Consider the following 25,663-nt stretch of genomic DNA (forward strand, 5'->3'; position numbering starts at 1 on the left):
TCGCGCCGTAGCGCTGAACCTACGACGCCTACTCACCTTGGGCTTGCATCACACAGGTACGAGCTGGGCCATCGCCTGATCACCATGAAGCCCAAGGGCTTGCGCGATACGCCACCGTCCTGTCACCCTCACAACGGCGGGTTGACCTCTTCTGTCGACCTCAGGGTCTGACTTCAAATCAGCGCCAACGAGCGCCACGAGGCACCCCGCCCCAAAGCACCCCTAATTCAGCAGACTCCTAGCCGATTTAATGCCGCATCGGGTCTAGTCCCAGCGACATGCCGGCCAGGCCGCGGCGTCGCGACGTCAGGCCGTCGGCGACGCTTTGCAGCGCCTTGCCCACCGGTGAGTCGGCGGCGCTCAGCACGATCGGCACCCCGGCGTCGCCTGCGGCGACCAGCGCCGGGTCCAACGGGATCTGGCCCAGCAGCGGCACATCGGAGCCGACCGTCTGCGACAACCGTTCGGCGACCTGCTGGCCGCCGCCCTCGCCGAACACGTGCAGCTGCGAGCCGTCCGGCATTGCAAGCCAGGACATGTTTTCCACCACCCCGACGATGCGTTGGCGGGTCTGCACGGCGATACTGCCGGCGCGCTCGGCCACTTCCGCCGCGGCCAGCTGAGGTGTGGTCACCACCAGGATTTCCGCGTTCGGGATCAGCTGGGCCACCGAGATGGCGATGTCTCCGGTGCCCGGCGGAAGGTCGAGCAGCAGTACGTCCAAGTCGCCCCAGTACACGTCGGCCAGAAACTGCTGCAAAGCCCGGTGCAGCATCGGTCCGCGCCATACCACCGGCGTGTTGCCCTCGATGAACTGCGCGATCGAAATGACCTTCACCTCATGCGCGATGGGCGGCAGGATCATCGACTCGACCTGAGTGGGCCGATCGGTGGTGCCCATCATCCGCGGGATGGAGTGGCCGTGGATGTCGGCGTCGAGCACTCCGACCGACACCCCGCGCGCGGCCATCGCCACGGCCAGGTTGACCGTCACCGTCGACTTACCGACGCCGCCCTTGCCGGAGGCGACCGCGTACACCCGGGTCAGTGATCCCGGCTGGGCGAACGGGATGACCGGCTCGCGGGCGTCGCCGCGTAACTGCTTGCGCAGCTCGGTGCGCTGTTCGTCATTCATCACGTCCAGGGTGACCTTCACCGCGCCGGTGCCCGGAACGTCGGCCACCGCCTGGCTCACCCGCTCGCTGATTTCGGTCTTCTTCGGGCAGGCCGCGGTGGTCAGGTAGATCTCGACGTGCACGTCGCCGCCTGGGCTCACCGCGATACCTTTGACCATCCCGAGTTCGGTGATGGGGCGGCGCAGCTCGGGATCGATCACCTTCGCCAGCGCGGCGCGAACGTCTGCAGTCGGATCGGACATCACTGTCGAGTGTAGTTCGGCGACGATGCGGGCCGGGACGGCCCGCGGAGGAGCCGGACCATCGACTCAAGTCGGCGACGATGCGGGCCGGGACGGCCGACCTAGGGGCCGGGCCATCGACGTAGTTCGGTGGTGATGTCCGCCGATCAGTTGGCGGGGCCGGGCGGCGGGCCCGCTGGTTGTATCCCCAGCCCGCCGGCGGGTGCAACGGCAGCGGGAGCCGCTGGCGGGGCGGGTGCCGGCGGCACGACCGGTGGCGCCGGCGGAGGCGGCAGGGCCGGTTGGGCCGCCGGAGGCGGGGCAGGCGCCACGCTGGGCGCTCCCAGCTGCGGGGCAGGCGCCACGCCGGGCGCTCCCAGCTGCGCGGCAGGCGCTCCCAGCGGCGGCACCGTGGGCGGCGGTGTATTCAGCGCCGGCTGCAGCGGGCCGGGGGTTTCGGCGCCGATGCAGATCACCGTGCATGACGGGCGCGGACCGATCTGCTGCCCCGGCCATTGCTGACTGCTGGTCCCGCCACTCAGGTCGATCAAGGGCATCTGCGCCAGCTGGTCTGTGGGCGCCAAGCCGTGGATGTTGAGCGGCAGGTTGGGCCCGATGCCCTCGGGGCTCTCCAGATGTAGATCGGCGAGCGGCGGCGGCGGCCCGGTAATTGGCGGTAGGTCGACCGGGATGACGCCGGTGGCATAGGCCGCGGCCCAGCCCAGCACGTTCTGGGCATATGGCATCGAGTTGTTGTAGCGCAGGATCGCGGCCATGACCTGCGACTGGTCGCGCAGGTTCAGCCCGCCGGTGCACAGGTATTTGGCGGCGGCCAGCGTGGCGTCGTACAAGTTCTGCGGATCGGCGATGCCGTCGCCGTCGCCGTCGGAGGCGTAGTGCGCCCACGTGCCGGGCAGGAACTGCATGGGACCCATGGCACGGGCATAGGTGACGGTCCCGCCGCCGCTGCTCTGGACGATGACCTCGTTGCCAGGCAGGGTGCCGTCCAGAGCCGGGCCGTAGATGGGCCGCACCGCGGTGCCGTGCACGTCGGCGGCGCCGCCGTTGGCATGCATCGACTCGATGCGTCCGATACCGGCCAGCAGGTTCCAGCTGATGCCGCAAGCGGGGTCGGCTACGGCCATCATCCGTTCGGCGTTGCGGTACGCCGATAGCGCTATCGTCGGAATGCCAAGCGCGCCTGGTGAATTCACCACCGCCATTGGCGGAGGAGCCGACGCCATGGCCGCCGCGATGTGGAAGCCGGTCTTCGGATGCTGGACGGCGATCACCAGTGGCCCAGTGGGGTCGGTGGAGGCGTGGGTGACGGCGGCGACCGGGGTGAAAGCGGCGTCGCGCAGCGTCGATTTCGGTCCGGGGAACGGTGGGGCCGCGGCGCTCTCGACTCCGGCGAAGATCAAGCAGGCGATCATCACCACGCCGAATGCCGGTGTCCGGGCGGTGCGGGTCAGCATCTGCTGCACTGCCGTAACGGCGGAAACGGTGGCGGCGGGGATCTTTGTTGCCTGCGCCGCGCGAACCGTCAACTGCCGCGCGGTAGCGAAAGCGGTAACGAGGGCAGCCGGCATTTTCGGGGGCCGCGGCACGCGAATTACCCGCTGCCGCAACTTTCCAAGGGCCGAGCGTAACGCCAAGCCTGCCCCTTTTCGCACTCGACCGTCCTCAACCTTCGAGCCCTATTAGGCACTTGTGAAACCACTTCGGGCCTCGTGACCAAAGTCACCATACATAACTCTCTGGTCACAATGGTCACAATCGCAGACTCTGTGCCCAGGGACGATACGGTTCGGGCGAGGTCAAACGGGCAGACGCAATTTCAGATTCGTCGGTGAAATCGCATTTCGCTCTAAGGCGTTATTAAGTGGCGTTCGCGGCGCGCGCGTCCGAACCGTCATCGCTGGGCGCCGGCACTTTGTTCGTCCTGTCCGGGTGGCGGTCTTCCAGCAGGTCTCGCAGATATTCCAGCTCGCGGCGCAGGTAGTCGCGGGTCTTCGCGGCTTCGCCCATGGCGAGCCGCAGCGCGGCCAGCTCGCGTGCCAGGAACTCGGTGTCGGCTTTCATCTCCTGGTCTCGGCGACGATCCTCGTCGAGCGCGACGCGGTCCCGATTCTCTTGGCGGTTTTGAGCCAGCAGGATCAGCGGCGCCGCGTAAGCGGCCTGAGTGGAAAAAGCCAGGTTGAGCAGGATGAACGGGTAGGGGTCGAACCGCAGGCTGACCGCAACGATGTTGATGATGATCCACACCACGACGATGACCGACTGAATCAGCAGGTACCTACCTGTGCCGAAGAAGCGGGCGATCGATTCTGTGGCCTGCCCGACGGCATCGGGGTCCACCCTGGGCCTGAGCACTCGGGAGGTGCGCGGGGTGTAGAGGCGCGGCCCCGATGGCGACTCGCTCATGACGCTCCTCCTGCCGCATCCAGCAAGAGGTGCTCGTTGCTCGCTCGCCAGTCGTGTGGCAGCAGATGGTCGAGTACGTCATCCACGGTCACGGCGCCCAGCAGGTGGTGCTGTTGGTCGACCACCGGTCCACACACCAGGTTGTAGGCGGCGAAATAGCGGGTCAGCACCGGCAGCGGGGTATCCGGTGCCAGGCAGGGCAGATCGGCATCGACGATCCCGCCGACCAGCATGGACGGTGGCTCGCGCAGCAGTCGCTGCAGATGCACGCATCCCAGGTAATGGCCGGTCGGGGTGGCGGTCGGGGGACGGACCACCAACACCAGCGACGACAACGCCGCGGTCAGGTCGGGATCACGGGCCCGGGCCAACGCCTCAGCGACCGAGGTGTCCGGGGTCAACACCACCGGTTCGGAGGTCATCAGGCCGCCCGCAGTATCGGGGGAGTGTTTCAGCAGGCGGCGCACCGGGTCGGACTCCTCCGGGTCCATCTGGCGCAGCAGCCGCTCGGCCAGAGTTGGATTCATCGTGCCGAGCAGGTCGGCAGCGTCATCGGGGTCCATCTCCTCGAGCACGTCGGCCGCGCGTTCGTCGCCCAGCTGCATCAACAACTCCGCCTGTTCCTCCTCGGACAGTTCCTGCAATATGTCGGCCAGCCGGTCGTTATCGAGCGCGCTGGCTACCTCGTAGCGCCGCTTGGGCGGCAGTTCACGCACTGCGTCGGCCACGTCGATCGGCCGCCACTTTTCGAACTGATGCAGTAGCTGCGCCACGGCCTGGCCCGGCATCGCCAGCGCCGAAGGGGTCAGCCCCTGCACGCTGCGCCAGCCCACGATGTGGGTATTGCTGCGCCGGGCGAATCTTCTGGGAATGCGCACCGCGACTCGGGTGACCATCCAGTCCCGGGTTCGAGTCTGCTCCAGACCCAGATCGGTGATGACGACCTCGGTGCCGGCGAGCTCTGGCAGTTCCGGATCGTTGACCCGAACCTTGGTGTCGATGATTTGCCCCATCACCAGCACTTCGCCGGGTCGTTGCTCGAACCGGTTCAGTGAAACGCTGGCGGTGTTCAGCGTCATGGCGCGCGGCTCGATCGCGGCGACCCGCAGAATCGGCACGAATATCCTTCGGCGCGAGAGCATTTCGACCACGAGTCCAAGGACGCGGGGCTGCTGGCGGACAATGCTGATGCTGACCACGACGTCGCGCACTCGACCGAGGGACTCGCCCATCGGGCCCAGCACCGTCATTCGCGCCAGCCGCGCGGCGTACACCCTGTTGATCGAGGCCATGGTGCATAGGGTATTTCAAAGGAGGTGAGTGAACGATGACCAATGCGTATCGACCCCGCCGCACTTGTTTGTCCGTACCGGGTAGCAGCCAGAAGATGATCGACAAGGCCAAAGCCCTTCCGGCCGACGAGGTCTTCCTGGACTTGGAGGATGCCGTCGCGCCGGACGCGAAGGCGGAGGCGCGTACCCGCGTGGCCGCCGCGCTGGCCGAGCCCGGATGGGCCGGCCAGTTACGCGGCGTTCGGGTCAATGACTGGACCACCCCGTGGACCCACGCCGACATCATCGAGGTGGTTTCCGCTGTCGGCGCTGCGCCCGACGCCGAGCTCGATGTCGTCGTGCTGCCCAAAGTCTCTGACGTAGCCCATGTTCAGGCGCTGGATTTGCTGCTGAGCCAGGTGGAGACGGTGCACGGGCTTCCGGTCGGGAAGATCGGCATCGACGCGCAGATCGAAGACGCCCGCGGGCTGATGAGCGTCGACGCGATCGCGGCCCAGCCAAGGGTGCAGGCGCTGGTCCTCGGGCCCGCCGACCTGATGGCCAGTCTCAACATGCGCACGCTGGTCGTCGGCGAGCAGCCCGAGGGCTACGACGTCGGCGACGCCTACCACCATGCCCTGATGACCATCCTGGTGGCTGCCCGTGCAAACGGCATCGCGGCGGTCGACGGCCCCTACCTGAAAGTGCGTGATGTAGAGGCGTTTCGGCGGGTGGCGGGTCGGTCGGCGGCACTGGGTTATGACGGGAAGTGGGTATTGCATCCCGACCAGATCGCGGCGGGCAACGAGATCTTCAGTCCGCGCCAGGCCGACTACGACCATGCGGAGCTGATTCTGGAGGCTTACGAATGGCACACCTCTGCCGCGGGTGGCGCCCGGGGAGCGGCGATGCTCGGCGACGAGATGCTGGATGAAGCCAGCCGCAAGATGGCTTTGGTGATCGCCGCTAAAGGCCGTGCGGCCGGCATGCGGCGCGAGTCGGGCCCGTTCGTTCCGCCGAATTGACTACCTGATGGACGGCGAGTGCAACGCCGCCATGGCTGCGATCACGAATATCACCAGCAGCACCGCCGCCGTCGCGCCGACCGCGATCCCGGCGATGGCAAGCCCGCGGCCCTGCTGATTGGTCCGCTTGATCTGGCTGAGCGCGGCGATCCCAAGCACCACCCCGACGATCGGAATCAGTACCCCGATGTAGCAGACAAAGCTCAGCGGAATGCCGAGCACACCACCCGCGACCGAAGTGGCCAAGGAAGCGATGGCCAGCCCATTCGTCTCGTGCGAACGATCCCGGTACGGCTGGTAGGGGTCGTACGGACCGGGATATCCCGGCGGACCCCCATAGCCACCCGCATAGCCCGGTGGAGGATAGGAGTGGCCGTATTGCGGCGGGGGCGGCGGTGGCGGCGGGTATGACGGGCCGCCGTAGGCCGGGGCGTCGTGATATCCGGGCGGCGGCGGATAGGGCGGAGGCGGAGAGCCGGGGGTCGGCGGGTTCCATGGCGGGACCGGGCCCGACTGCGGCGGATTGTCGGGAGCGTTCGGCTCGGACGGGATGGGCGGCTGTCCGGCGTATGCGGGCGGGGCGAATTCCTCCCACGGGCGCGCCTCTGGGGCCCGTGCAGGCTGGTTTGCTTCGTCGTGGCCTTCCCCGCCGAAGTCGCCGCCCTGAAATGTCATGCTGTTCAACCTAGCGTGACGGCTGAGTGAACCGCGCGCACCGAGCAGAAGCCGCGCAGCCGAACACGCCGTTTGTGCTGGTGGCAGCGCCGGCTGTGGGCTGGCGGCACCAAGCCGATATTCGTCGGCTCAGCGGGGGACAATGGGATCATGACGAGTCCCTTCCAGCCCGGACAGGTTCCCGGTGCCACGCCCGGCACCCCGCCCGCGAGCCGGCGTGCCCCCGGCTTGCCGACGCCGCCGAAGGGCTGGCCAGTCGGGTCATACCCCACCTACGCGGAAGCGCAGCGAGCCGTCGACTACCTGTCCGAACAGCAATTCCCGGTCCAGCAGATGACGATTGTCGGAGTCGACCTGATGCAGGTCGAACGGGTCACCGGCCGGTTGACCTGGCCGAAAGTGCTCGGCGGCGGCGTGATCAGCGGCGCCTGGCTGGGTCTTTTCATCGGCCTGGTGCTGGGTTTCTTCAGCCCCAACCCCTGGGGAGCATTGACGACCGGCCTGGTCGCCGGGGTGTTCTTCGGCTTGATCACCTCCGCCGTCCCCTATGCGATGGCGCGCGGCACCCGGGATTTCAGTTCGACGATGCAATTGGTCGCCGGCCGCTACGACGTGCTGTGTGACCCGCAAAACGCGGAGAGGGCCCGGGATCTGCTTGCCCGCTTGGCGATCTGACTCGACGGCCGGCTGAGGAGTTTCCGGACGTGTTGCGTATCACGCGCGCGTAGCTCTACGGTCTGCCGCGGAGCGGTCGACGACGGGAAGAAAGGACCGTGTGGTGGCGAGTCGTCGCGGGCGCGCAGTCCGGCTGAGCGCGGTCGCGTTGGCGACGCTATCCACCGCGTCGGCGGTATCGGCCTGCGGCTCCGGCGACGACGCGCGGGTGATCAGCCTCTTTACGCCGGCCAGCAGCGCTGCGACGTTCACTGCGGTAGCCAAACGCTGCACCGACCAGCTCGGCGGACGCTTCACCATCCGGCAGTTCAGCCTGCCCAGGTCCTCTGACGACCAGCGGCTGCAGCTGGCCCGCCGGCTGAGCGCTAACGACCGCACCCTCGACGTCATGGCGATGGACGTGATCTGGACGGCGGAGTTCGCCGAAGCCGGCTGGGCGCTTCCGCTTTCGGACGACCCGGCCGGGCGTGCCGAGGCCGACGCAACGACCGACACGCTGCCCGGGCCGCTTGCCACGGCAGCCTGGAAGCATCGGCTCTATGCCGCACCGCTGACCACCAACACCGAATTGCTTTGGTACCGGCCGGATTTGATGGATAAACCGCCGACAACCTGGAATGCGATGGTGGATGAGGCAACCCGGTTGCACGCCGCGGGCAAACCCAGCTGGATCGGCGTACAGGCCAGCCAGGGCGAGGGTTTGGTGGTGTGGTTCAACACCCTGCTGGAAAGCGCGGGTGGCCAGGTGCTGTCCGACGACGGCAACAAGGTCACGCTGACCGACACCCCCGCACACCGGGCCGCCACCGTCAGCGCCCTGCGGATCCTCAAGTCGGTGGCCACCGCCCCCGGCGCCGACCCGTCGATCACCCGGACCGACGCGGGCACTTCCCGGTTGGCGTTCGAGCAGGGTAAGTCCGCGCTGGAGGTCAACTGGCCATACGCGCTGGCGTCCATGCTGGAGAACGCGGTAAAGGGCGGTGTGGCCTTCTTGCCACTCAACCGCCGTCCCGACCTGGCCGGCAGCATCAACAACGTCGGCGCGTTCGTGCCGACCGACCAGCAGTTCCGCGCGGCCTACGACGCCGCCAAGTTGGTATTCGGTTTCGCCCCTTACCCGGGCGTGCAGCCCGGCCAGCCGGCCAGGGTGACGATCGGCGGTCTGAACCTGGCGGTGGCCAAGACGACGCGCCACAAGGCCGAGGCCTACCAAGCGATCAGATGCCTGCGCGACGTGCACAACGAAAAGTACATCTCGCTCGAGGGAGGCCTGCCCGCCGCGCGGACCTCGCTGTACTCCGACCCGCAATTCCAGGCGAAGTACCCGATGTACAACATCATTCGCGAACAACTCACCAACGCCGCCGCACGGATCGCGACGCCGGTCTATCAGGCGGTGTCCACTCGGATATCGGCCACGCTGAGCCCGATCAACAAGATCGACCCGGACAAGGCCGCCGACCTGCTCGCCGTGCAGGTGCAGAAGGCCGTCGACGGCCGGGGGCTGTTGCCGTGACCGGCACCGAGAACCGGCGCTCGGAGCGGCGGTTGGCGTTCGGCCTCGTCGCGCCCGCGGTGATGCTGATGCTGGCAGTCACGGCTTATCCGATCGGCTACGCGGTTTGGCTGAGCCTGCAGCGCAACAATTTGGCCACTCCCAATGACACCAAATTCATCGGGCTCGGCAACTACCAAACGATCTTGACCGACCGGTATTGGTGGACCGCACTTGCGGTGACCGTGGCGATTTCGGTTGTTTCGGTGTCGATCGAATTTGTGCTGGGCCTGGCGCTGGCGTTGGTGATGCACCGCACGCTGATCGGCAAAGGTCTGGTGCGCACCGCGGTGCTCATCCCGTACGGCATCGTCACGGTGGTCGCGTCTTACAGCTGGTACTACGCCTGGACGCCGGGCACGGGCTACCTGGCCAACCTGTTACCGCACGGCAGCGCACCACTGACCCAGCAGCTTCCGTCGCTGGGCATCGTGGTGCTCGCCGAGGTGTGGAAGACGACGCCGTTTATGTCATTGCTGCTTCTCGCCGGGTTGGCGCTGGTGCCCGAGGATCTGCTCAAGGCGGCGCAGGTCGACGGCGCCGGCGCGTGGCGACGGTTGAAGAAGATCACCTTGCCATTGATCAAGCCGGCGATCCTGGTGGCGCTGCTGTTCCGCACGCTGGACGCGTTCCGGATTTTCGACAACATCTACGTGCTCACCGGTGGAACCGGCAACACCGGATCGGTGTCGATCCTTGGCTACGACAACCTGTTCAAAGGCTTCAATGTTGGCCTCGGCTCAGCGATTTCGGTGCTGATCTTCGGATGCGTCATCATTATCGCGTTCCTTTTCATCAAGGTGTTCGGCGCGTCAGCGCCGGGCGTCGACGGCGAGGGGCGCTGAGCCGTGACCGAGCTGGTGGGCGCCCGACGCGCGACGGCCTGGGCGTTTGTCGACACCTTGGTGCTGCTGTATGCGCTGCTTCCGGTGTTGTGGATCCTCAGCCTGTCGCTCAAGCCGACGTCAACGGTCAAGGATGGCAAGCTGATTCCGTCGTCGGTGACCTTCGACAACTACCGTGGAATCTTCCGGGGCAATTACTTCAGCTCGGCTGTGATCAACTCCGTGGGAATCGGCCTGCTCACCACCGCGATCGCGGTGGTGGTCGGCGCGATGGCGGCCTATGCGGTTGCACGGTTGGACTTTCCCGGCAAGCGACTGTTGATCGGTGCGACGCTGCTGATCTCGATGTTCCCGGCGATCTCGCTGGTGACCCCGCTGTTCAACATCGAGCGCCGGCTCGGGCTGTTCGATACCTGGCCCGGGCTGATCATCCCGTACATAGCCTTCGCGCTACCGCTGGCGATCTACACGCTGTCGGCGTTCTTCCGGGAGATCCCGTGGGATCTGGAGAAGGCGGCGAAAATGGATGGCGCCACGCCGGGGCAGGCATTCCGGAAGGTGATCGCCCCGCTGGCAGCCCCGGGAATCGTGACCGCCGCGATTCTGGTGTTCATCTTCGCCTGGAACGACCTGTTGCTCGCCTTGTCGTTGACCGCCACCAGGGCCGCGATCACCGCGCCGGTGGCAATCGCCAACTTCACCGGCAATTCGCAATTCGAGGAGCCAACCGGATCGATCGCGGCCGGCGCGATGGTGATCACGGTCCCGATTATCGTTTTTGTTCTAGTCTTCCAACGACGGATTGTCGCTGGGCTGACCTCCGGCGCGGTGAAGGGATAGCTCGATGGCCGAGATTGTGTTGGATAGGGTGAGCAAGAGTTACCCCGAGGGCGCGATGGCCGTGAAGGAACTCAGCATCACGATCGCCGAAGGGGAGTTCATCATCCTGGTCGGGCCTTCCGGCTGCGGAAAGTCAACCACGCTGAATATGATTGCCGGACTTGAAGATATCTCGTCCGGGGAGCTGCGCATCGGCGGCCAGCGGATGAACGAGAGGGCGCCCAAAGACCGCGACATCGCGATGGTGTTCCAGTCCTACGCCCTGTACCCGCATATGACGGTGCGACAGAACATCGCATTCCCGCTCACCCTGGCGAAGATGAAGAAAGCCGACATCGCGGACAAGGTCGAGGACACCGCCCGAATTCTCGACCTGACCGACGTTCTCGACCGCAAGCCTTCGCAACTGTCCGGTGGGCAGCGGCAGCGGGTCGCTATGGGCAGGGCAATCGTGCGCCAACCCAAGGCATTCCTAATGGACGAGCCGCTGTCGAACCTCGACGCCAAACTGCGCGTCCAGATGCGTGGCGAGATCGCCCGGCTTCAGCGCCGGTTGGGCACCACCACCGTGTACGTGACTCACGACCAAACCGAGGCGATGACACTCGGTGACCGGGTGGTGATCATGCGCGGCGGTGTCGTGCAGCAGATCGGTGCGCCCGACGAGCTTTACGAGCGGCCCGCCAACCTGTTCGTCGCGGGCTTCATCGGCTCGCCGGCAATGAACTTCTTCCCCGGCATGCTGACTGCGACCGGGTTGAACTTGCCGTTCGGCGAAGTCACGCTGACCCAGCCCGTCCACGATGTGCTCGCGCAGCATCCGACACCGGACAAGGTCATCGTCGGCGTCCGCCCCGAGCATCTGCAAGATGCCGCCCTGATCGACGGCTACCAGCGCATCAGCGCGCTGACTTTCGAGGTGAGCGTCGACATGGTCGAGTCGCTGGGAGCCGACAAATACGTCTACTTCACCACCGAGGGTTGCGTTGTCCACTCGGACCAGCTGCCCGAGCTCGATGAGGAATCCGGAGGAGAAGAGCACGAATTCGTGGCCCGGGTTCCCGCCGCATCGAAAGCGGCAAAGGGAAAGTCCCTCGAATTGGCCTTCGACACCTTGAAACTCGCTGTTTTCGACGCCGACACCGGCGTCAACTTGACGGTTCCACCGCCGCCTGAGGAGCAGTGACCCAGACATTGGAGCGGGTGCGCGCGCACCTGCGAGCGCACTTCTCCGAGGCGGGCATCGACACCGACCCCGATGCGGCGAGCGTGACGTTTCTGGGCGCCGAGCCATTCGAGGTGCTGCGCTTTCGCCCCGGCGACTCCGACGGCGTGGTGCACTACGTCTCGGTGGGCTGCTCGCGGCATCCGATGACCGATCCGGCGGTAATCGTCGCCGACCCTGAGCGTGGCGCGCGCGCCGAAGTCGTTGTGCGGCTGCGCGATCCGGGGCCGATCACCCGTCTGGCGCACAGCCTGGCGATCGTCGCGGCAACCCCTGCGGTCGACGGCGTGGTGCTGACCGAAGACGCGCTGATCGATCTCGGCTCGCCGCTATGGAACAACCCCTTCCGGCCCGCACCGTTCACGGCGATACTGTTGGGCCGCAGCGACATTCCGGACCTGCCACTGGACTCGCCACGTGACCCGGTGCGCTTTCTGTCAGCGACTCCGATCACCGCGACCGAGGCCGCCTGGGTGCGGCTGAAAGGCGCCGACGCCATGCGCGACGCGTGGCGAAGCGATGGGGTGGATGTGTTAGATCCTAACAGGCCTGCCGCACAGCCGAATTGACTCTACAGCCAGTTTCTGCGGCGGAAATTGCGATACAGCAGCGCGCAGACGATCACCATCAGGGCGATGGTCGTCGGGTAACCCCAGTGCCATTTCAGGACGGGCATGTACTCGAAGTTCATCCCGTAGACCCCAGCGATCAGGGTGGGCACCGCCAGGATCGCCGCCCAGGCCGATATCTTGCGCATGTCGGTGTTCTGCTGCATTTCGACCCGGGCCAGCGCGGCCTGCACGAGGGAGCTGAGATTCTCGTCGTAGCTGGCGATCTGGTCGGCGGCGTGGGTGTTGTGATCGCCGACGTCGCGCAGATAGCGCCGCACTTCCTTGGAGATCAGATCCTTGTGTTCGGTCTGGAACCGCGCAAACGGGACCGAGAGCGGGTTGACGCACCGGCGCAGCTCGACAACTTCCCGCTTGAGCAGATAGATCGGCTCGATTTCGGTGCGGTGGTTGGGCGCGAACGCCACTTCTTCGATGGCGTCGATATCGGTCGCCATCAAGGTGGTGACCTCGAGGTAATGGTCCACCACGTTATCGGCGATGGCGTGCATCACCGCGAACGGGCCCAGCCGCATGTGCCCGGGGTCGGAATCCATCCGCTTGCGCACGTCGGATAACCCGCCGTGCTCGCCGTGGCGGACTGTCACCACGAAATCACCGTTGACGAAAATCATGATCTCGCCGGTTTCGACGATCTCGCGGGCGAGCACCACCGACTCGTGCGGAACGTAGTTGACCGTCTTGAGAACCAGGAACAGTGTCTCGTCGTAGCGCTCCAACTTCGGCCGCTGGTGGGCCTGTACGGCGTCTTCGACGGCTAGCGGGTGCAGACTGAAAACGTTGCCGACTTCTTGCATCTGGTGTTCGGTGGGCTCGTGCAGGCCGATCCAGGCGAAGGCTTCCTGCCCGGCCAGCTGCAGCTCGGCTACCTTGGCTCGTGCCTCTACGTGGGTGAAATTGCCGTCCAGTCGCACCCCGTCGACGTAGATGCCGCAGTCGACCACCGCTTGCTCGGCTGGTACGTAATCCAGTTCCGGATGGGGAGGCTCGTCCCTTTCAGGCCGTGCCAGGGGACGCAGTGCTTCGGGTATCTCGCGAAACGAAGGCATCCCTCACCTCCCGTCGCAGTCCGGATCCGATGAAGCCCCGGTCATGCTACGCGCCTCAGATTGCTATTGCCCCCCGAGCGGGTGCGGCTGAGCTGGTGTGATTGACGCCGAGGTCGGGGCCGGGGTTTCTCGCGCGGGTGCGTGCGCTACTTTCGACGCGACGCAATTGGCGCATCGGGCCGATCTCCACGAGGAGTGAATTGACGTGAGCACGACACCCCTGAAGGTTGCCGTCACCGGCGCCGCCGGCCAGATTGGTTACAGCCTGCTGTTTCGCCTGGCGAGCGGTTCGCTGTTGGGTCCTGACCGCCCGATCGAGCTGCGGCTGTTGGAGATCGAGCCGGCCCTCAAGGCGCTCGAGGGCGTCGTGATGGAGCTCGATGACTGCGCGTTCCCGTTGCTGTCGGGGGTGCAGATCGGCGCGGACCCGAACAAGATCTTCGACGGCGTGCACCTGGCCCTGCTCGTCGGCGCCCGGCCCCGCGGCCCGGGCATGGAGCGCGGGGACCTGCTGGAGGCCAACGGCGCGATCTTCACCGCGCAGGGCAAGGCGCTGAACTCCGTCGCCGCCGACGACGTCCGCATCGGTGTCACCGGCAACCCGGCCAACACCAACGCGCTGATCGCGATGACCAACGCCCCCGACATTCCACACGAGCGGTTCTCGGCGTTGACCCGTCTGGACCACAACCGGGCGATCTCGCAGCTGGCTCACAAGACGGGGGCCGACGTCAGCGACATCAAGAAGATCACCATCTGGGGTAACCACTCGGCCACCCAGTACCCCGACATCTTCCATGCCGAGATCAAGGGCAAGAACGCCGCCGAAGTGGTCAACGACCAGTCCTGGATCGAGAACGACTTCATCCCTACCGTCGCCAAGCGCGGCGCGGCGATCATCGACGCCCGCGGCGCATCCTCGGCCGCCTCGGCCGCCTCGGCAACCATCGACGCCGCACGGGACTGGCTGCTGGGCAGCCCGAAGGACGACTGGGTGTCGATGGCCGTGGTGTCCGACGGCTCCTACGGTGTGCCCGAGGGCCTGATCTCGTCGTTCCCGGTCACCACGAAGGACGGCAACTGGAAGATCGTCACCGGCTTGGACGTCGACGACTTCTCCCGCGGCCGGATCGACAAATCGATTGCCGAGCTTGCCGAGGAGCGAGAGGCCGTCACCGGCCTGGGCCTGATCTGAAACACGTGGCGGGTCGCCACGGACTCAACTCGTCGATTTAGGACTGCTGATGAGTAGTCAGTACGCTGGGCGGCGTGTCTGAATTGGTTGAATCGATCCAGACCCGCACCGAGCAGGGCGGTATCACCGACGCGGAGATCTTCGACGCGCATTCGGGCGGCAAGCTTTGCGTCGGCCTGACGACGGCGCTGGATAGCCAGCGCTCGTTGTCGATCGCGTACACCCCGGGTGTTGCACAGGTCAGCCGTGCAATCGCCGGCGATCACACGCTGGCGGCCCGTTACACGTGGTCGGGCCGGTTGGTTGCCGTGGTCAGCGACGGCAGCGCGGTCCTTGGCCTGGGTGACATCGGGCCGGCGGCGTCGTTGCCGGTGATGGAAGGCAAATGCGGGCTGTTCAAGGAGTTTGCCGGGCTGGATGCCATCCCGCTGGTGCTGGACACCAAGGATCCCGACGAGATCGTCGAAACGCTGCTACGGCTTCGCCCGACGTTTGGCGCGGTCAACCTCGAGGACATCGCCGCGCCGCGTTGCTTTGAGATCGAACGTCGGGTCATCGAGGCGCTGGACTGCCCGGTGATGCACGACGATCAGCACGGCACCGCGATCGTCGTGCTGGCCGCGCTGATGGGTGCTGCAACAGCCCTCGACCGTGACATGACAGCGCTGCGGATCGTCGTCTCCGGCGCCGGGGCAGCGGGCATCGCATGCGCCAATTTGCTTCAAACCAAGGGTATTTCGGACATCACCGTGCTCGACTCGCGCGGCATTCTGCACCGCGGGCGCGGCGAGATGAACAGCGTGAAAGCCGAACTTGCCGAACGCACCAACCCGCTCGACCGTACCGGCGGCATGGTCGAGGCGCTGCAGGGTGCCGATGTTTTCCTCGGGGTCTCCGGCGGTGTGGTTCCGGAGGAGTTGATCGCGACGATGGCGCCGCAAAGCATCGTGTTCGCATTGTCGAACCCCGACCCGGAGGTCCACCCGGACGCGGCGGCAAAACATGCCGCGGTGGTCGCCACCGGGCGAAGCGATTTCCCGAACCAGATCAACAACGTGTTGGCGTTCCCCGGAGTTTTTCGCGGTGCGTTGGACGCCGGTGCGCGCAGGATCACCGAGGAGATGAAGGTGGCCGCAGCCGAGGCGATCGTCTCGGTCGTCGCCGACGACTTGGCACCGGATCGGATCGTCCCGAGCCCGCTGGACCCGCGGGTTGCGCCGACGGTGGCCGCTGCCGTGGCTGCCGCCGCAGATCCCGCGGAGTGACCGCCGCCAGGTTGACCGCGCTTGCGCTCGCTGCCGCGCTCGCGCCGACCGGCTGCGGGGATAACCGGCACGACACGCATGAGCTGGTGGTCGGGTCCCGTCCGGGCGTCGAGTCGGTGCTGCTGGCCGACATTTACACCGGGGCGCTGCGCTCCTACGGGTTCCCGGCGCGCAGCGAGCAGGCAACCGACCCATTGAGCAAGCTCGACTCGGGTGCCTTTGTCGTTGTCCCGGGTTTCACCGGCCGGGTGCTGCAGCGCTTTCAGCCCGGCACGGCCGTCCGGTCCGACGCGCAGGTCTACAAGGCGATGGTTGGCGCGTTGCCTGAGGGCGTCGCCGCCGGCGATTACACGACCGCTGCCGAGGACAAACCCGCGCTGGCGGTCACCGAGTCGACGGCCAAGGGTTGGGGCGGCACTGATCTGAGCGCGGTGCCGCAGCACTGCGACGGCCTGGTCGTGGGATCGATCGCCGGTGCGTCGACACCGTCGGCGGTCGGCAGCTGCCGACTACCCGCTGCTCGCGAATTTCAGGACGATGCAACGCTTTTCGGCGCGCTTCGGGCGGGAACGATCACCGCCGCATGGACCACCAGCACCGACCCGAGCGTGCCCGCCGATCTGGTCGTGCTGACCGACGGCAAGCCGGCGCTGGTGCAGGCCGAAAACGTGGTGCCGCTGTACCGGCGCAACGAGCTAACCGATCGACAACTGCTGGCGGTCAACGAGGTGGCAGGTGTGCTGGACACCGCCGCGCTGGTCGACATGCGCCGGCAAGTGACCACCGGCGCCGACCCCCAAGCGGTCGCCGACGGGTGGCTGAACGAACACCCGCTGGGTCGCTAGCGCGACGGTGGTTTCATCCGGGCGATCACGGGGGCGAACAGCCGCTGATATCCAGAACCTGTGATCCGCACGATCAGGTCCAGCACGACGGCGTCCTGGCCGACCAGCACCCGGGCCTTGTTCTTGCGGACCGCTTCCAGGATGATCTCGGCCGCCCGTTGCGGGGTGGTGCTGGCCAGTCGTTTTTCGAAGAGCTTGTACTGCTTCTCGCGGTCTACACCCTCCGCGGTGAGGGCATTGCGGGCGATCGCGGTTTTGATGCCGCCGGGGTGCACCGCCGTCACCTTCACCGGGTCGCGGTTCAGCACCAACTCCTGACGCAGGGCTTCGGTGAAGCCGCGCACCGCGAATTTGGCCGAGTTGTAGGCGGCTTGCCCGGGTATCGACATCAGCCCGAAGAGGCTGGAGACGTTGACGATGTGGCCGTCGCCGGAGGCGATCAGATGCGGCAGGAAGGCCTTGGTGCCGTTGACGACGCCCCAGAAGTCGACGTCCATCACCCGCTCGATGTCCTTGAACTGGGTGATCTCGACGTCGCCGGTGAAGGCGATGCCGGCGTTGTTGTAGATCTGGTTGACCTTGCCGAAATGCTCGTGGATCTGGTCGGCGTAGGCGTGAAAGGCCTCACGCTCGGTGACGTCGAGTCGGTCGGCCCGGACCGGCGCACCGATGGCCTTCAGCTGTTCTTCGGTCTGCGCGAGTCCTTCGAGGTCGACGTCGCTGATCGCCAGCGTGGCACCAGAGCGGCCGAGCTCGACGGCCAGCGCTTGGCCGATACCTGACCCGGCGCCGGTGATCGCGGCCACCTTCCCGGCGAACCCTTCCATTGGACGCTCCTTGCTGCGTGGGTTGCCGTAAAGATTAGCCGGTACCGGCGGTATCTCCTATTCGCGGGTCAACGTGGAGTCCGCCAGGGGCGACGAGCGCCCGGCTAGAACGCAGAGTCAGACGGCGTGACAATCACGCGCGTCGCGGGCGCCGCGAATGACAAAGACCCCCAACAATGTTGGGGGTCTTTGAGAGTTGTCAGGCCCAGCTGCCGCCGACGGCGTTGTCGGTGGAGTTCATGTTGTTCCCCGCCGTTTGCACCTTCTGGCCGTGCTGGTTGGCCTGCTCGTAGATGACCTGGAAGTTACGGCCCAACTGGGTGATGAACTCCTGGCAGGCCACCGAACCCGAGCCGCCCCAGAAGTCACCGGCGGCCAGCACATCGCGCACGATGGACTGGTGCTCGGCCTCCAGGGAGGCGGCCTGGGCGCGGATCAGGGCGCCGTGGGCGTCCACGTCGCCGAATTGGTAGCTGATCGACATAGCGTTCTCCTAAAAACGTTGTGCGGGTGACGGTTAGCTGGACAGGATCTGCTGGGAGGCCTGCTCTTGCTGTTCGTAGTTGTTGGCGTCGCGGATCAGCCCGTCGCGCACACCGTGCAGCATGTTGACGATGTTGCGGAAGGCCTGGTTCATCTGGCCCATGGTGTCATAGGACGTCATCTGCGCGGTACCGCTCCAGCCCGCACCGGCGATGTTTTGGCTCGATGCCCACATCTTGCGGGCCTCGTCCTCCACCGTCTGAGCGTGCACATCGAAACGGCCCGCCATCGACCGCATCTCGTGCGGGTCAGTCATAAAACGCGTAGGCATATCTCTATCTCCTTGTCTTTGAGGTCATTTGGGCATCGGTTGGTGTTTGTCTATCCACCGGCCGGTGAGCGCGGCATCACCTTGGCGGCGACCCGGGAGCCCATGCTGCTCATACCGCGTCCGGCCAGCGCGCCCATCAACCCCTGCGAGAACGGGCTGCTGGGCAGGCCGTGGGTCATCGTCGGGGCGGCGACACTGGTGTCGGGCAGGATCGGGGCCGCACGCGACATTTCCGGAGTCATGCCGTGCCAGCCGTTGGGTACCGACAGCCCGCCGACGTGCTGGGCGTGGGCCAGCGACGCCGCGATGTTCGACCCCCACGACCGCAGCTGGCCGCCCACACCGGCCGACACGCTGGCCAGCTTGCCATCGACGAATTTGCCGACGTTGGCCAGCACGCTGTCACTTGCATTGGCCAACGTCGATCCGGCACTGCTGCTGGCCGAGCTGCCCGAGCTCATGAACATACGTGCGGGCGTGCTGGACAACATGCCCATGTAGTAGGTGACCTGCACCGGAAGCAGCGCGGCCGTAGGATTCCCGGCGACCGCAGTAGCCACCCCCCCGAGCCAGGTCGGCAAGTCGGCGAAAGAAAGCGCTGGCGTCGCGGCCTTGTCGCCAAAAAGGAGCGCAACGTCCGCGATCAGCTGAAGGATCACCGTGCTGGTCGCGTCGGCCGGAGCGGCGGCGGCGCTGGCCGCTGCGGGCACCGCGCCGCTGGCCACCTGGGGGGCCGCGGCCTGTGCGGGCAGGGCGCTGGCCACTTGGGAGTTCACCTGATAGGTGTCCATGCCCAGTGCGTCCTGGATCCAGTACTCCAGGTACTGCGCCTCGTTGGTGGCGATCGCCCCGGTGTTTTGGCCCAGGAAGTTGTTGGCCACCAACGTGGCCAACTCCGCCCGGTTCTCCGCGATCGTGGGCAGCGGCACCATCGAGGCATAGGCGGTCTGATACGCCGCGGCGGCCGCCTGGGCCTGGACGCCGGTCTGGGCGGCGGTGGCCGCCGTGCCGTGCAGCCACGCGATATAGGGGGCGGTCGCCGAGGCCATCCGCGCCGATGACGGCCCCAGCCACGAGCCGGTGACCAGATTGGTGACCAGGGTCTGATACTGGGTGGCGGTGCTCTCCAGATCGGCGGCCAACGAATTCCAGGCCGCCGCCGCCTCCATCAACGGACCCGACCCCGCCCCGGAGAACATCAGGGCGGAGTTAATTTCCGGGGGAATCAGCGAAAAGCTCATCGGCGTGAGACCCGGTTACACCTGCGCTGCGTTCGCTGCTTCGGCCAACGCATAAGCACCGGAGCCGGAGCGCAGCGCGGCCACCAACTGCTCGTGGACTGCCGCGGCTTGCGCGGCGAGCTGCTGATAGGCCACACCCTGCTTGCCGAACTGCGCCGCGGTCATCGCCGACACCAGGTCGGAGGCCGCCGGGGCCAAGCTCGTCGTCGGCACGGCGGCGGCCGCATTGCGGGCCACCATCGAGTCACCGATCCCGGACAGACTGCTCGCAGCCCCCGCCAGCACTTCCGGATTCGTAGTTACGAACGACACCTTCCGACCTCCTCCAATGACCCAGCCGACACCCAAGTTAGACGTTACTTCAGGCTGGGCGTTCAGTTTGACATCCCCAAGACAACTGCCATCCGTGATGGCTGACAAATCGTATGCTTTTTTTGCCGTGAGCGGTATCCGAATCACGAAACGATGTCGGCCGGAAAGCGCACGTTAACCGGGACGTTTTTTCGCACGGGCTGAATCCTCAGGTGATTGTCAGGTACGCATCCCGACCTCGAGTTTGCCGCGAACGTTCGCCACCCGGGGTCGTCGTCGAGTGTCGTCCGGGGAGCGCCGGCAGGGCGGTAGGGTTGCCGCGTGACTGAGCGCCCGCCGACTCTCTACATCTTTCCGCATGCCGGCGGGTCAGCGGAATTTTACGTTCCTTTTGCCAAAGCATTTTCCAGCGATATCAAGCGCATTGCGGTCCGATACCCGGGACGTGCTGGTACGCACGACCTTGGGTCTTTTACCAGCATTCCCGATCTCGCCGATAAGGTTTGCCGGATGCTGGCCCCGCCGGGACCCGACGACACCGTCGCGTTCTTCGGCCACAGCATGGGCGGGTTGCTGGCGTTCGAGGTCGCTCGGCGATTCGAAGTGGCGGGAAGCCCGATTGCCGCCCTGTTCGTGTCCGCATGTGCGGCGCCCGGCCGGGTCGGTTATGAGCACATCCCGGAGTCCGATCGCGGCCTGCTCGATGCGGTCAGCCAGATGACCGGTGTGAACCCCGAGTTCCTGGAGAACGAGGAGTTCGCCGCCAACATCCTGCCGACCCTGCGCGGGCTCAAGGCCATCTCGAAGTACGACTGCCCACCTGATGCGACGGTTTCCTGCCCGATCTTCGCCTACCTGGGCGACGACGACGAGGTCGCCACGCAGGAGAAGGTGTCGCACTGGTCGGAGCGAACGACATCGGAATTCAGTCTGCGGGTCTTCCCCGGGCACCACTTCTACCTCACCGACCACATACCCGAACTGGTCAGCGACATCGAGGGCAAGTTCTTGGCGCACTGCCGCGGTTGACGATTGCAACGAAACATCGATAGTTGGATCGCCCGATGGGCTTTTTCGCAACGCGTTTTTTTAAGGGTGACTAATAACACTCGGAAAGATGTTGTGTGCCCGGCAAATTGGATGATTAAGCCGATAAGTTGGACGCTACGGCCGCTTGGATCGGTATGAGTTCTACGGTTTTCCCGACGACTCTTGGACGAGTCATGTTTCACGCCTGCAACATATGCAACAGCCCCAACACGGCAGGCTGGTCGCCAGCAAACCGCAGCTTGGTAGAGATCTTTGCGATGGTCGGCGGTCTGCGGCCGGCCCGGTCCGCGGTGCACAAGCGCAATCGGTTATTGACGAACTCGTCTGAAATGAACGACTCCTGCGAATCTCCTGGCAATTACGAAAAATTTACGGGCAATCAAGCCGGGTTGTTTTAGACCGGTCGAGAGTCGGGTAGCCCCCTCGGCGCAACATTGCACGACCAGCGAGGGAGCAACTCAATTTGACTGCTTAGCAAACCTATGGTCTGATCAAGCGGGCAGGGCAGCGCCGAGCTCCTGTTTGCCGCGCGTATTACATTCTTGGGTTTTTGGTCCGAGAAGTGCGGCGGCCCTGTTAATCTCCTGCATCACAAGCGCCCTACGTTGTACGTGTTCAGGGCTCTGATCTAGAGGGGTGGTGTCCTGATGGCGGCAACCGAAGCTTCGATTCCCGCGGCGTTGGGGGAGAGGGTCCGGCAAAAGCCGGATGCGCCTGCGTACACGTTCATCGACTACGAGCTCGACCCTGACGGTTACTCCCAGACCTTGACTTGGTCTCAGCTTCACCAACGCGTGCGGGTGGTCGCTGGGGAAATCGCGTCCTGCACGTCGCCCGGGGATCGGGTGGCGATCCTCGCGCCACAGAGCCTGGAATACATCGTCGGAATTTTCGCTGCAATGGAGGCCGGTTGCGTCGCGGTGCCGCTACCAGTGCCGCAGTTCGGCGCGCACGACGAACGTGCCTCCGCGGCCTTGCGAGACAGCTCACCGGCGGCACTCCTGACGACATCGGCGGTTGTCAACGACGTCGTCTCGTGTGCTCGTGCGCTGCCCGGCACACCGCCGGCAGTGATCGAGATCGACGCGCTTGACCTCGATGCGCCGCCAACCTTCCAGCCCGCGAGCTTGACACAAACCAAAACTGCTCTGCTGCAGTACACTTCCGGCTCGACTCGTGAGCCGACCGGCGTCGTGGTGACGCACAAGAACGTCCTCGCGAATATGGAGCAGGTGATTGCAGACTATTGCGAGGCAGACGGGAAGGTTGCACCGCCGGACCTCACGCTGGTGTCGTGGCTGCCTGTCTATCACGACATGGGTCTGCTAGTCGGAGTCTCCGGTGCGGTGGCCACAGGACTTCACTCGGTGGTGATGAGCCCGATGGCATTTCTGCAGCGGCCCGCCCGGTGGATGCAGCAGTTGGCCAAAAACACCCGTGTGTTCACGGCAGTACCGAACTTCGCCTTCGAGCTGACCGCACGACGGACCACTGACGCCGACATGGCCGGGCTCGACCTGGGGCAGGTGCATACCGTTCTGAGCGGTAGCGAACGGGTACACGCGGCGACGATCCGGCGTTTCCTGGATCGATTCGCTCAGTTCAACTTCCCCCCAACCGCGCTGAAGCCGTCGTACGGCCTGGCCGAGGCGATGGTGTATGTGGCGTCTTCTGGTCCGAACCGGCCCCCGACCGTCGCCAACTTCGACTACGAGAAGCTGTCGGCCGGCCACGCCGAGGCCTGCGACAACGGAAGCGGGGTCGAGCTGGTAAGTGTCGGCACTCCGCGCGCGTCCACCATCCGGATCGTCGACCCGGATACCCGCGTCGAGAACCCGGCCGGGATGGTCGGCGAGATCTGGCTGCACGGCGACAACATCGCCAACGGCTACTGGCGAAAACCGCAACAGTCGCAGCGAACCTTCGGCGGACAGCTCGTCGATCCATCGTCTGGCACGCCGCTGGGGCCCTGGCTTCGGACCGGCGATTTGGGCGTCATCTACAACGGCGAGCTGTTCATCATCGGCCGCATCAAAGATCTGTTGATCGTGGATGGGCGTAACCACTATCCCGACGACATCGAGGCGACGACTCAGGAGATCAGTGGGGGTCGCGTAGCGGCGATCTCCATCCCGGATGATCGCACTGAGCGGCTGGTTGTGATCGCGGAAATGAAGAACCGGGGCAGCTCCGAGGAGATCCAACAAAGGCTTCGCACCGTGAGACAGCAGGTGACATCTGCGATTTCGAAGTCGCACGGGTTGCGGGTGGCCGATCTTGTGCTAGTGCCGCCCGGCTCGATTCCGATCACCACCAGCGGCAAGATCCGCCGTTCGTCATGTCTCGAGGTGTACCGGCAGGACGAGTTCAGTCGTCTGGATTCCACCGCATGACGCCCCTCGGCGATGCCGAGGCGCCTAAGTAGTGGCATCCTGACGGCTTTACACTGCAGCGAGAGTAAAGCCAATGTCATCGATAGAATCTTCCATACCCGCTGTGCTGAGGGAGCGCGCCGAGCGCCAGGACCACACCGGATGACATCATTGAGCGGGGCTGGGTACCTCGCACAAGGTCGAATACTGCAACAGCTTTCTGACAGATTGGGGGGAGCGCCGTGACTGGTGCGCCGCCTGATCGTCGCGCGATCATCACCGAGGCATTGCGCAAGATCGACGACCTGACTGCGCAGCTGGAAATTGCTCAAAAGGGAGACATCGAGCCGATCGCCGTAATTGGGATGGGCTGCCGGTTTCCGGGTGGAGCCGATAACCCGGCCCAGTTGTGGCAGCTGCTCCAGGCTGGCGTCGACGGCATCGTCCGGGTGCCCCCTGAGCGTTGGAACGCGGACGTTTTCCACTCCGACGACCACTCGGCGCCGGGGACGATCTGCAGTCCAGAGGGCGGTTTCCTCACGTCGTGGCGACCCGACGAATTCGACGCCGAATTTTTCGGGATCTCACCGCGCGAGGCAGCTGCGATGGATCCCCAACAGCGATTGTTGCTGGAAGTTGCCTGGGAAGCACTGGAAAACGCGGGCATCGCCGCGCAGACGATCCGGGGTACGCAAACCTCGGTCTTCGTTGGAATGACCACCTATGACTACGCTCTGATGCTGGCCGGAAGGCTGCCGCCGGAAGAAGTCGACCCGCACGTACCGTTCGGGAATGCGGCGAACTTCGCCGCGGGGCGGTTGTCGTATTTCCTGGGCGTACACGGCCCGGCGGTAGTGATCGACACCGCGTGCTCGTCGTCGCTGGTCACCGTCCATCTGGCCTGCCAGAGCCTGCGCCGGCGGGAAAGCGATCAGGCTTTGGTCGCCGGGGTCAACATGATGCTGAGTCCGGAAAACAGCGTCGCCACCTCGCGGTGGGGGATGTTGGCTCCCGACGGCCGCTGCAAAACCTTCGATGCGGATGCGGACGGCTATGTCCGTAGCGAGGGTTGCGGCGTGGTGGTGCTCAAGCGGCTCAGTGATGCGCTGCGCGACGGGGATTCTGTGTTGGCGGTGGTGCGCGGTTCGGCGGTCAACCAGGACGGCCCGAGCAGCGGGCAGACGGTGCCCAGCGGGCCCGCGCAGCAGGCGGTGTTGCGGGCGGCGTTGGCGGCAGCGCGCCTGCAGCCCGCCGATATCGACTACATCGAGGCGCACGGCACCGGTACGGCGTTGGGGGATCCGATCGAACTGGGAGCCTTGAGCCAGGTATTCGGCGAGCGAGACGGCTCGGCGCCGCTAGTGCTCGGGTCCGTGAAGACCAATCTCGGTCATCTGGAATCAGCGGCCGGGATCGCCGGGTTTATCAAGACCGTGTTGAGCGTGCAGCATGGCTACATCCCGCGGCATCTGCACTTCAAGACGCTGACCCCGAACGCTGTCGAGGGCGCTTCGCGGTTCACGATCGCGGACCAGGGCATGCAGTGGCCGGCCGTGACCCGGGCCCGCCGGGCCGGCGTGTCGTCCTTCGGCGTCAGCGGTACCAACGCGCACGTGCTGCTCGAGCAGGCCCCGGCCGCCGAGCCGGTGGCCGCGCAGCCCGAGCCGCCGGTCACCACCCTGGTGATCTCCGGGAAGACGCCGGCCCGGATCGCGTCGACGGCAGCGAAGCTGGCCGAGTGGATGATCGCCGACGGCGCCGGCGTTGCACTGGCCGACGTCGCCCACACCCTCAATCACCACCGCACCCGCCACCGGGTTTTCGCCACGGTCTGCTCGCGTGACCGTGTCCAGGCCGTGGCCGGACTGCAGGCCTTGGCGGCCGGCGAATCGGCAATCGGCGTGGTGGGCGCCCACGACGGGTTGTACAAACTGGGCACCGTCTTCGTGTATTCGGGTCAGGGTTCGCAATGGGCCGGCATGGGCCGGCAGTTGTTAGCGGATGAGCCGGCTTTCGCCGCCGCGGTCGACGAGTTAGAGCCGTCGTTCGTCGAGCACGTCGGGTTCTCCCTACGGCAGGTGCTGGCCGAGGGCCAGCCGGTGGCCGGGGATGCCCGGGTCCAGCCGGTTTTGCTGGGTTTGCAGTTGGCGTTGACCGCGTTGTGGCGCTCCT

The 25,663-nt window shown here is 65.7% G+C and carries 24 protein-coding genes; 13 read left to right on the plus strand and 11 right to left on the minus strand.

Annotated elements, in window-relative coordinates:
• Positions 1-247: 247 nt before the first annotated feature.
• From VKI00_RS28210 to VKI00_RS28225, 4 genes are all read right to left on the minus strand, one after another.
• Positions 248-1,405 (minus strand): Mrp/NBP35 family ATP-binding protein, encoded by a 1,158-nt coding sequence (locus VKI00_RS28210; protein ID WP_414687322.1) that lies wholly within the window; start codon positions 1,403-1,405, stop codon positions 248-250.
• A gap of 119 nt (positions 1,406-1,524) precedes the next feature.
• Positions 1,525-2,832 carry a lytic transglycosylase domain-containing protein gene (locus VKI00_RS28215; protein WP_324444127.1) on the minus strand — a complete coding sequence of 436 codons (1,308 nt, stop codon included), beginning with the start codon at positions 2,830-2,832 and terminating at the stop codon, positions 1,525-1,527.
• Positions 2,833-3,235: 403 nt separating this feature from the next.
• Positions 3,236-3,781: a DUF1003 domain-containing protein gene (locus VKI00_RS28220; protein WP_324444087.1), complete on the minus strand. Its 546-nt coding sequence runs from the start codon at positions 3,779-3,781 to the stop codon at positions 3,236-3,238.
• Positions 3,778-5,073, minus strand: a complete 1,296-nt coding sequence (locus VKI00_RS28225) for a magnesium transporter MgtE N-terminal domain-containing protein (RefSeq protein WP_324444089.1) — start codon at positions 5,071-5,073, stop codon at positions 3,778-3,780. Before VKI00_RS28225 ends, VKI00_RS28220 begins: the two co-directional genes overlap by 4 nt.
• A gap of 35 nt (positions 5,074-5,108) precedes the next feature.
• Between VKI00_RS28225 and VKI00_RS28230 the strand changes: the two genes are divergently transcribed.
• Positions 5,109-6,077 (plus strand): CoA ester lyase, encoded by a 969-nt coding sequence (locus VKI00_RS28230; protein ID WP_324444091.1) that lies wholly within the window; start codon positions 5,109-5,111, stop codon positions 6,075-6,077.
• On the opposite strand, the gene VKI00_RS28235 is transcribed toward VKI00_RS28230, so the two are convergent.
• Positions 6,078-6,761, minus strand: coding sequence for a DUF4190 domain-containing protein (locus tag VKI00_RS28235; protein WP_414687321.1), 684 nt, complete (start codon positions 6,759-6,761; stop codon positions 6,078-6,080).
• Positions 6,762-6,902: 141 nt separating this feature from the next.
• Between VKI00_RS28235 and VKI00_RS28240 the strand changes: the two genes are divergently transcribed.
• The 6 genes from VKI00_RS28240 to VKI00_RS28265 all read left to right on the plus strand — a co-directional run bounded on the left by VKI00_RS28240 (position 6,903) and on the right by VKI00_RS28265 (position 12,461).
• A complete protein-coding gene (locus VKI00_RS28240; protein WP_324444095.1) occupies positions 6,903-7,427 on the plus strand; it encodes a general stress protein in 525 nt (174 codons plus the stop codon).
• Between the two features lie 103 nt (positions 7,428-7,530).
• Positions 7,531-8,943: an extracellular solute-binding protein gene (locus tag VKI00_RS28245; protein ID WP_324444097.1), complete on the plus strand. Its 1,413-nt coding sequence runs from the start codon at positions 7,531-7,533 to the stop codon at positions 8,941-8,943.
• A 62-nt stretch (positions 8,944-9,005) separates the two neighbouring features.
• A complete protein-coding gene (locus VKI00_RS28250; RefSeq protein WP_324444129.1) occupies positions 9,006-9,827 on the plus strand; it encodes a sugar ABC transporter permease in 822 nt (273 codons plus the stop codon).
• 15 nt (positions 9,828-9,842) lie between these two features.
• Positions 9,843-10,667: a carbohydrate ABC transporter permease gene (locus VKI00_RS28255; RefSeq protein WP_324444130.1), complete on the plus strand. Its 825-nt coding sequence runs from the start codon at positions 9,843-9,845 to the stop codon at positions 10,665-10,667.
• Between the two features lie 4 nt (positions 10,668-10,671).
• A complete protein-coding gene (locus VKI00_RS28260) occupies positions 10,672-11,853 on the plus strand; it encodes a sn-glycerol-3-phosphate ABC transporter ATP-binding protein UgpC (RefSeq protein ID WP_324444099.1) in 1,182 nt (393 codons plus the stop codon).
• Complete coding sequence (locus tag VKI00_RS28265) at positions 11,850-12,461, plus strand: suppressor of fused domain protein (protein WP_324444101.1); 612 nt, start codon at positions 11,850-11,852, stop codon at positions 12,459-12,461. The genes VKI00_RS28260 and VKI00_RS28265 overlap by 4 nt, the downstream gene beginning before the upstream one ends.
• 2 nt (positions 12,462-12,463) lie before the next feature.
• On the opposite strand, the gene corA is transcribed toward VKI00_RS28265, so the two are convergent.
• Positions 12,464-13,570: a magnesium/cobalt transporter CorA gene (corA, locus tag VKI00_RS28270; RefSeq protein WP_324444104.1), complete on the minus strand. Its 1,107-nt coding sequence runs from the start codon at positions 13,568-13,570 to the stop codon at positions 12,464-12,466.
• 205 nt (positions 13,571-13,775) lie between these two features.
• Between corA and VKI00_RS28275 the strand changes: the two genes are divergently transcribed.
• From VKI00_RS28275 to VKI00_RS28285, 3 genes are all read left to right on the plus strand, one after another.
• Positions 13,776-14,765 (plus strand): malate dehydrogenase, encoded by a 990-nt coding sequence (locus tag VKI00_RS28275; RefSeq protein WP_324444106.1) that lies wholly within the window; start codon positions 13,776-13,778, stop codon positions 14,763-14,765.
• A gap of 74 nt (positions 14,766-14,839) precedes the next feature.
• On the plus strand, positions 14,840-16,030 hold the full coding sequence (locus tag VKI00_RS28280) for an NADP-dependent malic enzyme (RefSeq protein WP_324444108.1): 1,191 nt from the start codon (positions 14,840-14,842) through the stop codon (positions 16,028-16,030).
• On the plus strand, positions 16,027-16,875 hold the full coding sequence (locus VKI00_RS28285) for a glycine betaine ABC transporter substrate-binding protein (protein ID WP_324444111.1): 849 nt from the start codon (positions 16,027-16,029) through the stop codon (positions 16,873-16,875). The genes VKI00_RS28280 and VKI00_RS28285 overlap by 4 nt, the downstream gene beginning before the upstream one ends.
• Here VKI00_RS28285 and VKI00_RS28290 read toward each other — a convergent pair.
• The 5 genes from VKI00_RS28290 to VKI00_RS28310 all read right to left on the minus strand — a co-directional run bounded on the left by VKI00_RS28290 (position 16,872) and on the right by VKI00_RS28310 (position 20,069).
• Complete coding sequence (locus VKI00_RS28290) at positions 16,872-17,702, minus strand: SDR family NAD(P)-dependent oxidoreductase (protein WP_324444113.1); 831 nt, start codon at positions 17,700-17,702, stop codon at positions 16,872-16,874. The genes VKI00_RS28285 and VKI00_RS28290 overlap by 4 nt on opposite strands.
• A 199-nt stretch (positions 17,703-17,901) precedes the next feature.
• On the minus strand, positions 17,902-18,186 hold the full coding sequence (locus tag VKI00_RS28295; protein ID WP_324444115.1) for a WXG100 family type VII secretion target: 285 nt from the start codon (positions 18,184-18,186) through the stop codon (positions 17,902-17,904).
• 33 nt (positions 18,187-18,219) lie between these two features.
• Positions 18,220-18,516 (minus strand): WXG100 family type VII secretion target, encoded by a 297-nt coding sequence (locus VKI00_RS28300; RefSeq protein WP_324440696.1) that lies wholly within the window; start codon positions 18,514-18,516, stop codon positions 18,220-18,222.
• 50 nt (positions 18,517-18,566) lie between these two features.
• On the minus strand, positions 18,567-19,757 hold the full coding sequence (locus VKI00_RS28305; protein ID WP_324444117.1) for a PPE family protein: 1,191 nt from the start codon (positions 19,755-19,757) through the stop codon (positions 18,567-18,569).
• A 15-nt stretch (positions 19,758-19,772) separates the two neighbouring features.
• Positions 19,773-20,069, minus strand: a complete 297-nt coding sequence (locus VKI00_RS28310; RefSeq protein ID WP_324444119.1) for a PE family protein — start codon at positions 20,067-20,069, stop codon at positions 19,773-19,775.
• 321 nt (positions 20,070-20,390) lie between these two features.
• Between VKI00_RS28310 and VKI00_RS28315 the strand changes: the two genes are divergently transcribed.
• From VKI00_RS28315 to VKI00_RS28325, 3 genes are all read left to right on the plus strand, one after another.
• The gene (locus tag VKI00_RS28315) at positions 20,391-21,098 is read left to right on the plus strand and encodes a thioesterase II family protein (protein WP_324444121.1); all 708 of its coding nucleotides are present in this window, start codon (positions 20,391-20,393) and stop codon (positions 21,096-21,098) included.
• Between the two features lie 668 nt (positions 21,099-21,766).
• Positions 21,767-23,512 carry an AMP-binding protein gene (locus VKI00_RS28320; protein WP_324444123.1) on the plus strand — a complete coding sequence of 582 codons (1,746 nt, stop codon included), beginning with the start codon at positions 21,767-21,769 and terminating at the stop codon, positions 23,510-23,512.
• A gap of 221 nt (positions 23,513-23,733) precedes the next feature.
• Positions 23,734-25,663: type I polyketide synthase (locus tag VKI00_RS28325; RefSeq protein ID WP_324444125.1), on the plus strand; the 1,930-nt coding region annotated here is incomplete at its 3' end.

The sequence above is a fragment of the Mycobacterium sp. genome, from assembly GCF_035314665.1.
Lineage (GTDB): Bacteria > Actinomycetota > Actinomycetes > Mycobacteriales > Mycobacteriaceae > Mycobacterium.

What these genes read in the sequence shown, in the direction of transcription:
- VKI00_RS28320 (WP_324444123.1), top strand. Translation starts at nt 21,767, where the DNA reads ATGGCGGCAACCGAAGCTTCGATTCCCGCGGCGTTGGGGGAGAGGGTC.
- VKI00_RS28250 (WP_324444129.1), top strand. Translation starts at nt 9,006, where the DNA reads ATGCTGATGCTGGCAGTCACGGCTTATCCGATCGGCTACGCGGTTTGG.
- VKI00_RS28240 (WP_324444095.1), top strand. Translation starts at nt 6,903, where the DNA reads ATGACGAGTCCCTTCCAGCCCGGACAGGTTCCCGGTGCCACGCCCGGC.
- VKI00_RS28300 (WP_324440696.1), bottom strand. Translation starts at nt 18,516, where the DNA reads ATGCCTACGCGTTTTATGACTGACCCGCACGAGATGCGGTCGATGGCG.
- VKI00_RS28220 (WP_324444087.1), bottom strand. Translation starts at nt 3,781, where the DNA reads ATGAGCGAGTCGCCATCGGGGCCGCGCCTCTACACCCCGCGCACCTCC.
- VKI00_RS28305 (WP_324444117.1), bottom strand. Translation starts at nt 19,757, where the DNA reads ATGAGCTTTTCGCTGATTCCCCCGGAAATTAACTCCGCCCTGATGTTC.
- VKI00_RS28260 (WP_324444099.1), top strand. Translation starts at nt 10,672, where the DNA reads ATGGCCGAGATTGTGTTGGATAGGGTGAGCAAGAGTTACCCCGAGGGC.
- corA (WP_324444104.1), bottom strand. Translation starts at nt 13,570, where the DNA reads ATGCCTTCGTTTCGCGAGATACCCGAAGCACTGCGTCCCCTGGCACGG.
- VKI00_RS28230 (WP_324444091.1), top strand. Translation starts at nt 5,109, where the DNA reads ATGACCAATGCGTATCGACCCCGCCGCACTTGTTTGTCCGTACCGGGT.
- VKI00_RS28290 (WP_324444113.1), bottom strand. Translation starts at nt 17,702, where the DNA reads ATGGAAGGGTTCGCCGGGAAGGTGGCCGCGATCACCGGCGCCGGGTCA.
- VKI00_RS28215 (WP_324444127.1), bottom strand. Translation starts at nt 2,832, where the DNA reads ATGCTGACCCGCACCGCCCGGACACCGGCATTCGGCGTGGTGATGATC.
- VKI00_RS28295 (WP_324444115.1), bottom strand. Translation starts at nt 18,186, where the DNA reads ATGTCGATCAGCTACCAATTCGGCGACGTGGACGCCCACGGCGCCCTG.
- VKI00_RS28225 (WP_324444089.1), bottom strand. Translation starts at nt 5,073, where the DNA reads ATGGCCTCGATCAACAGGGTGTACGCCGCGCGGCTGGCGCGAATGACG.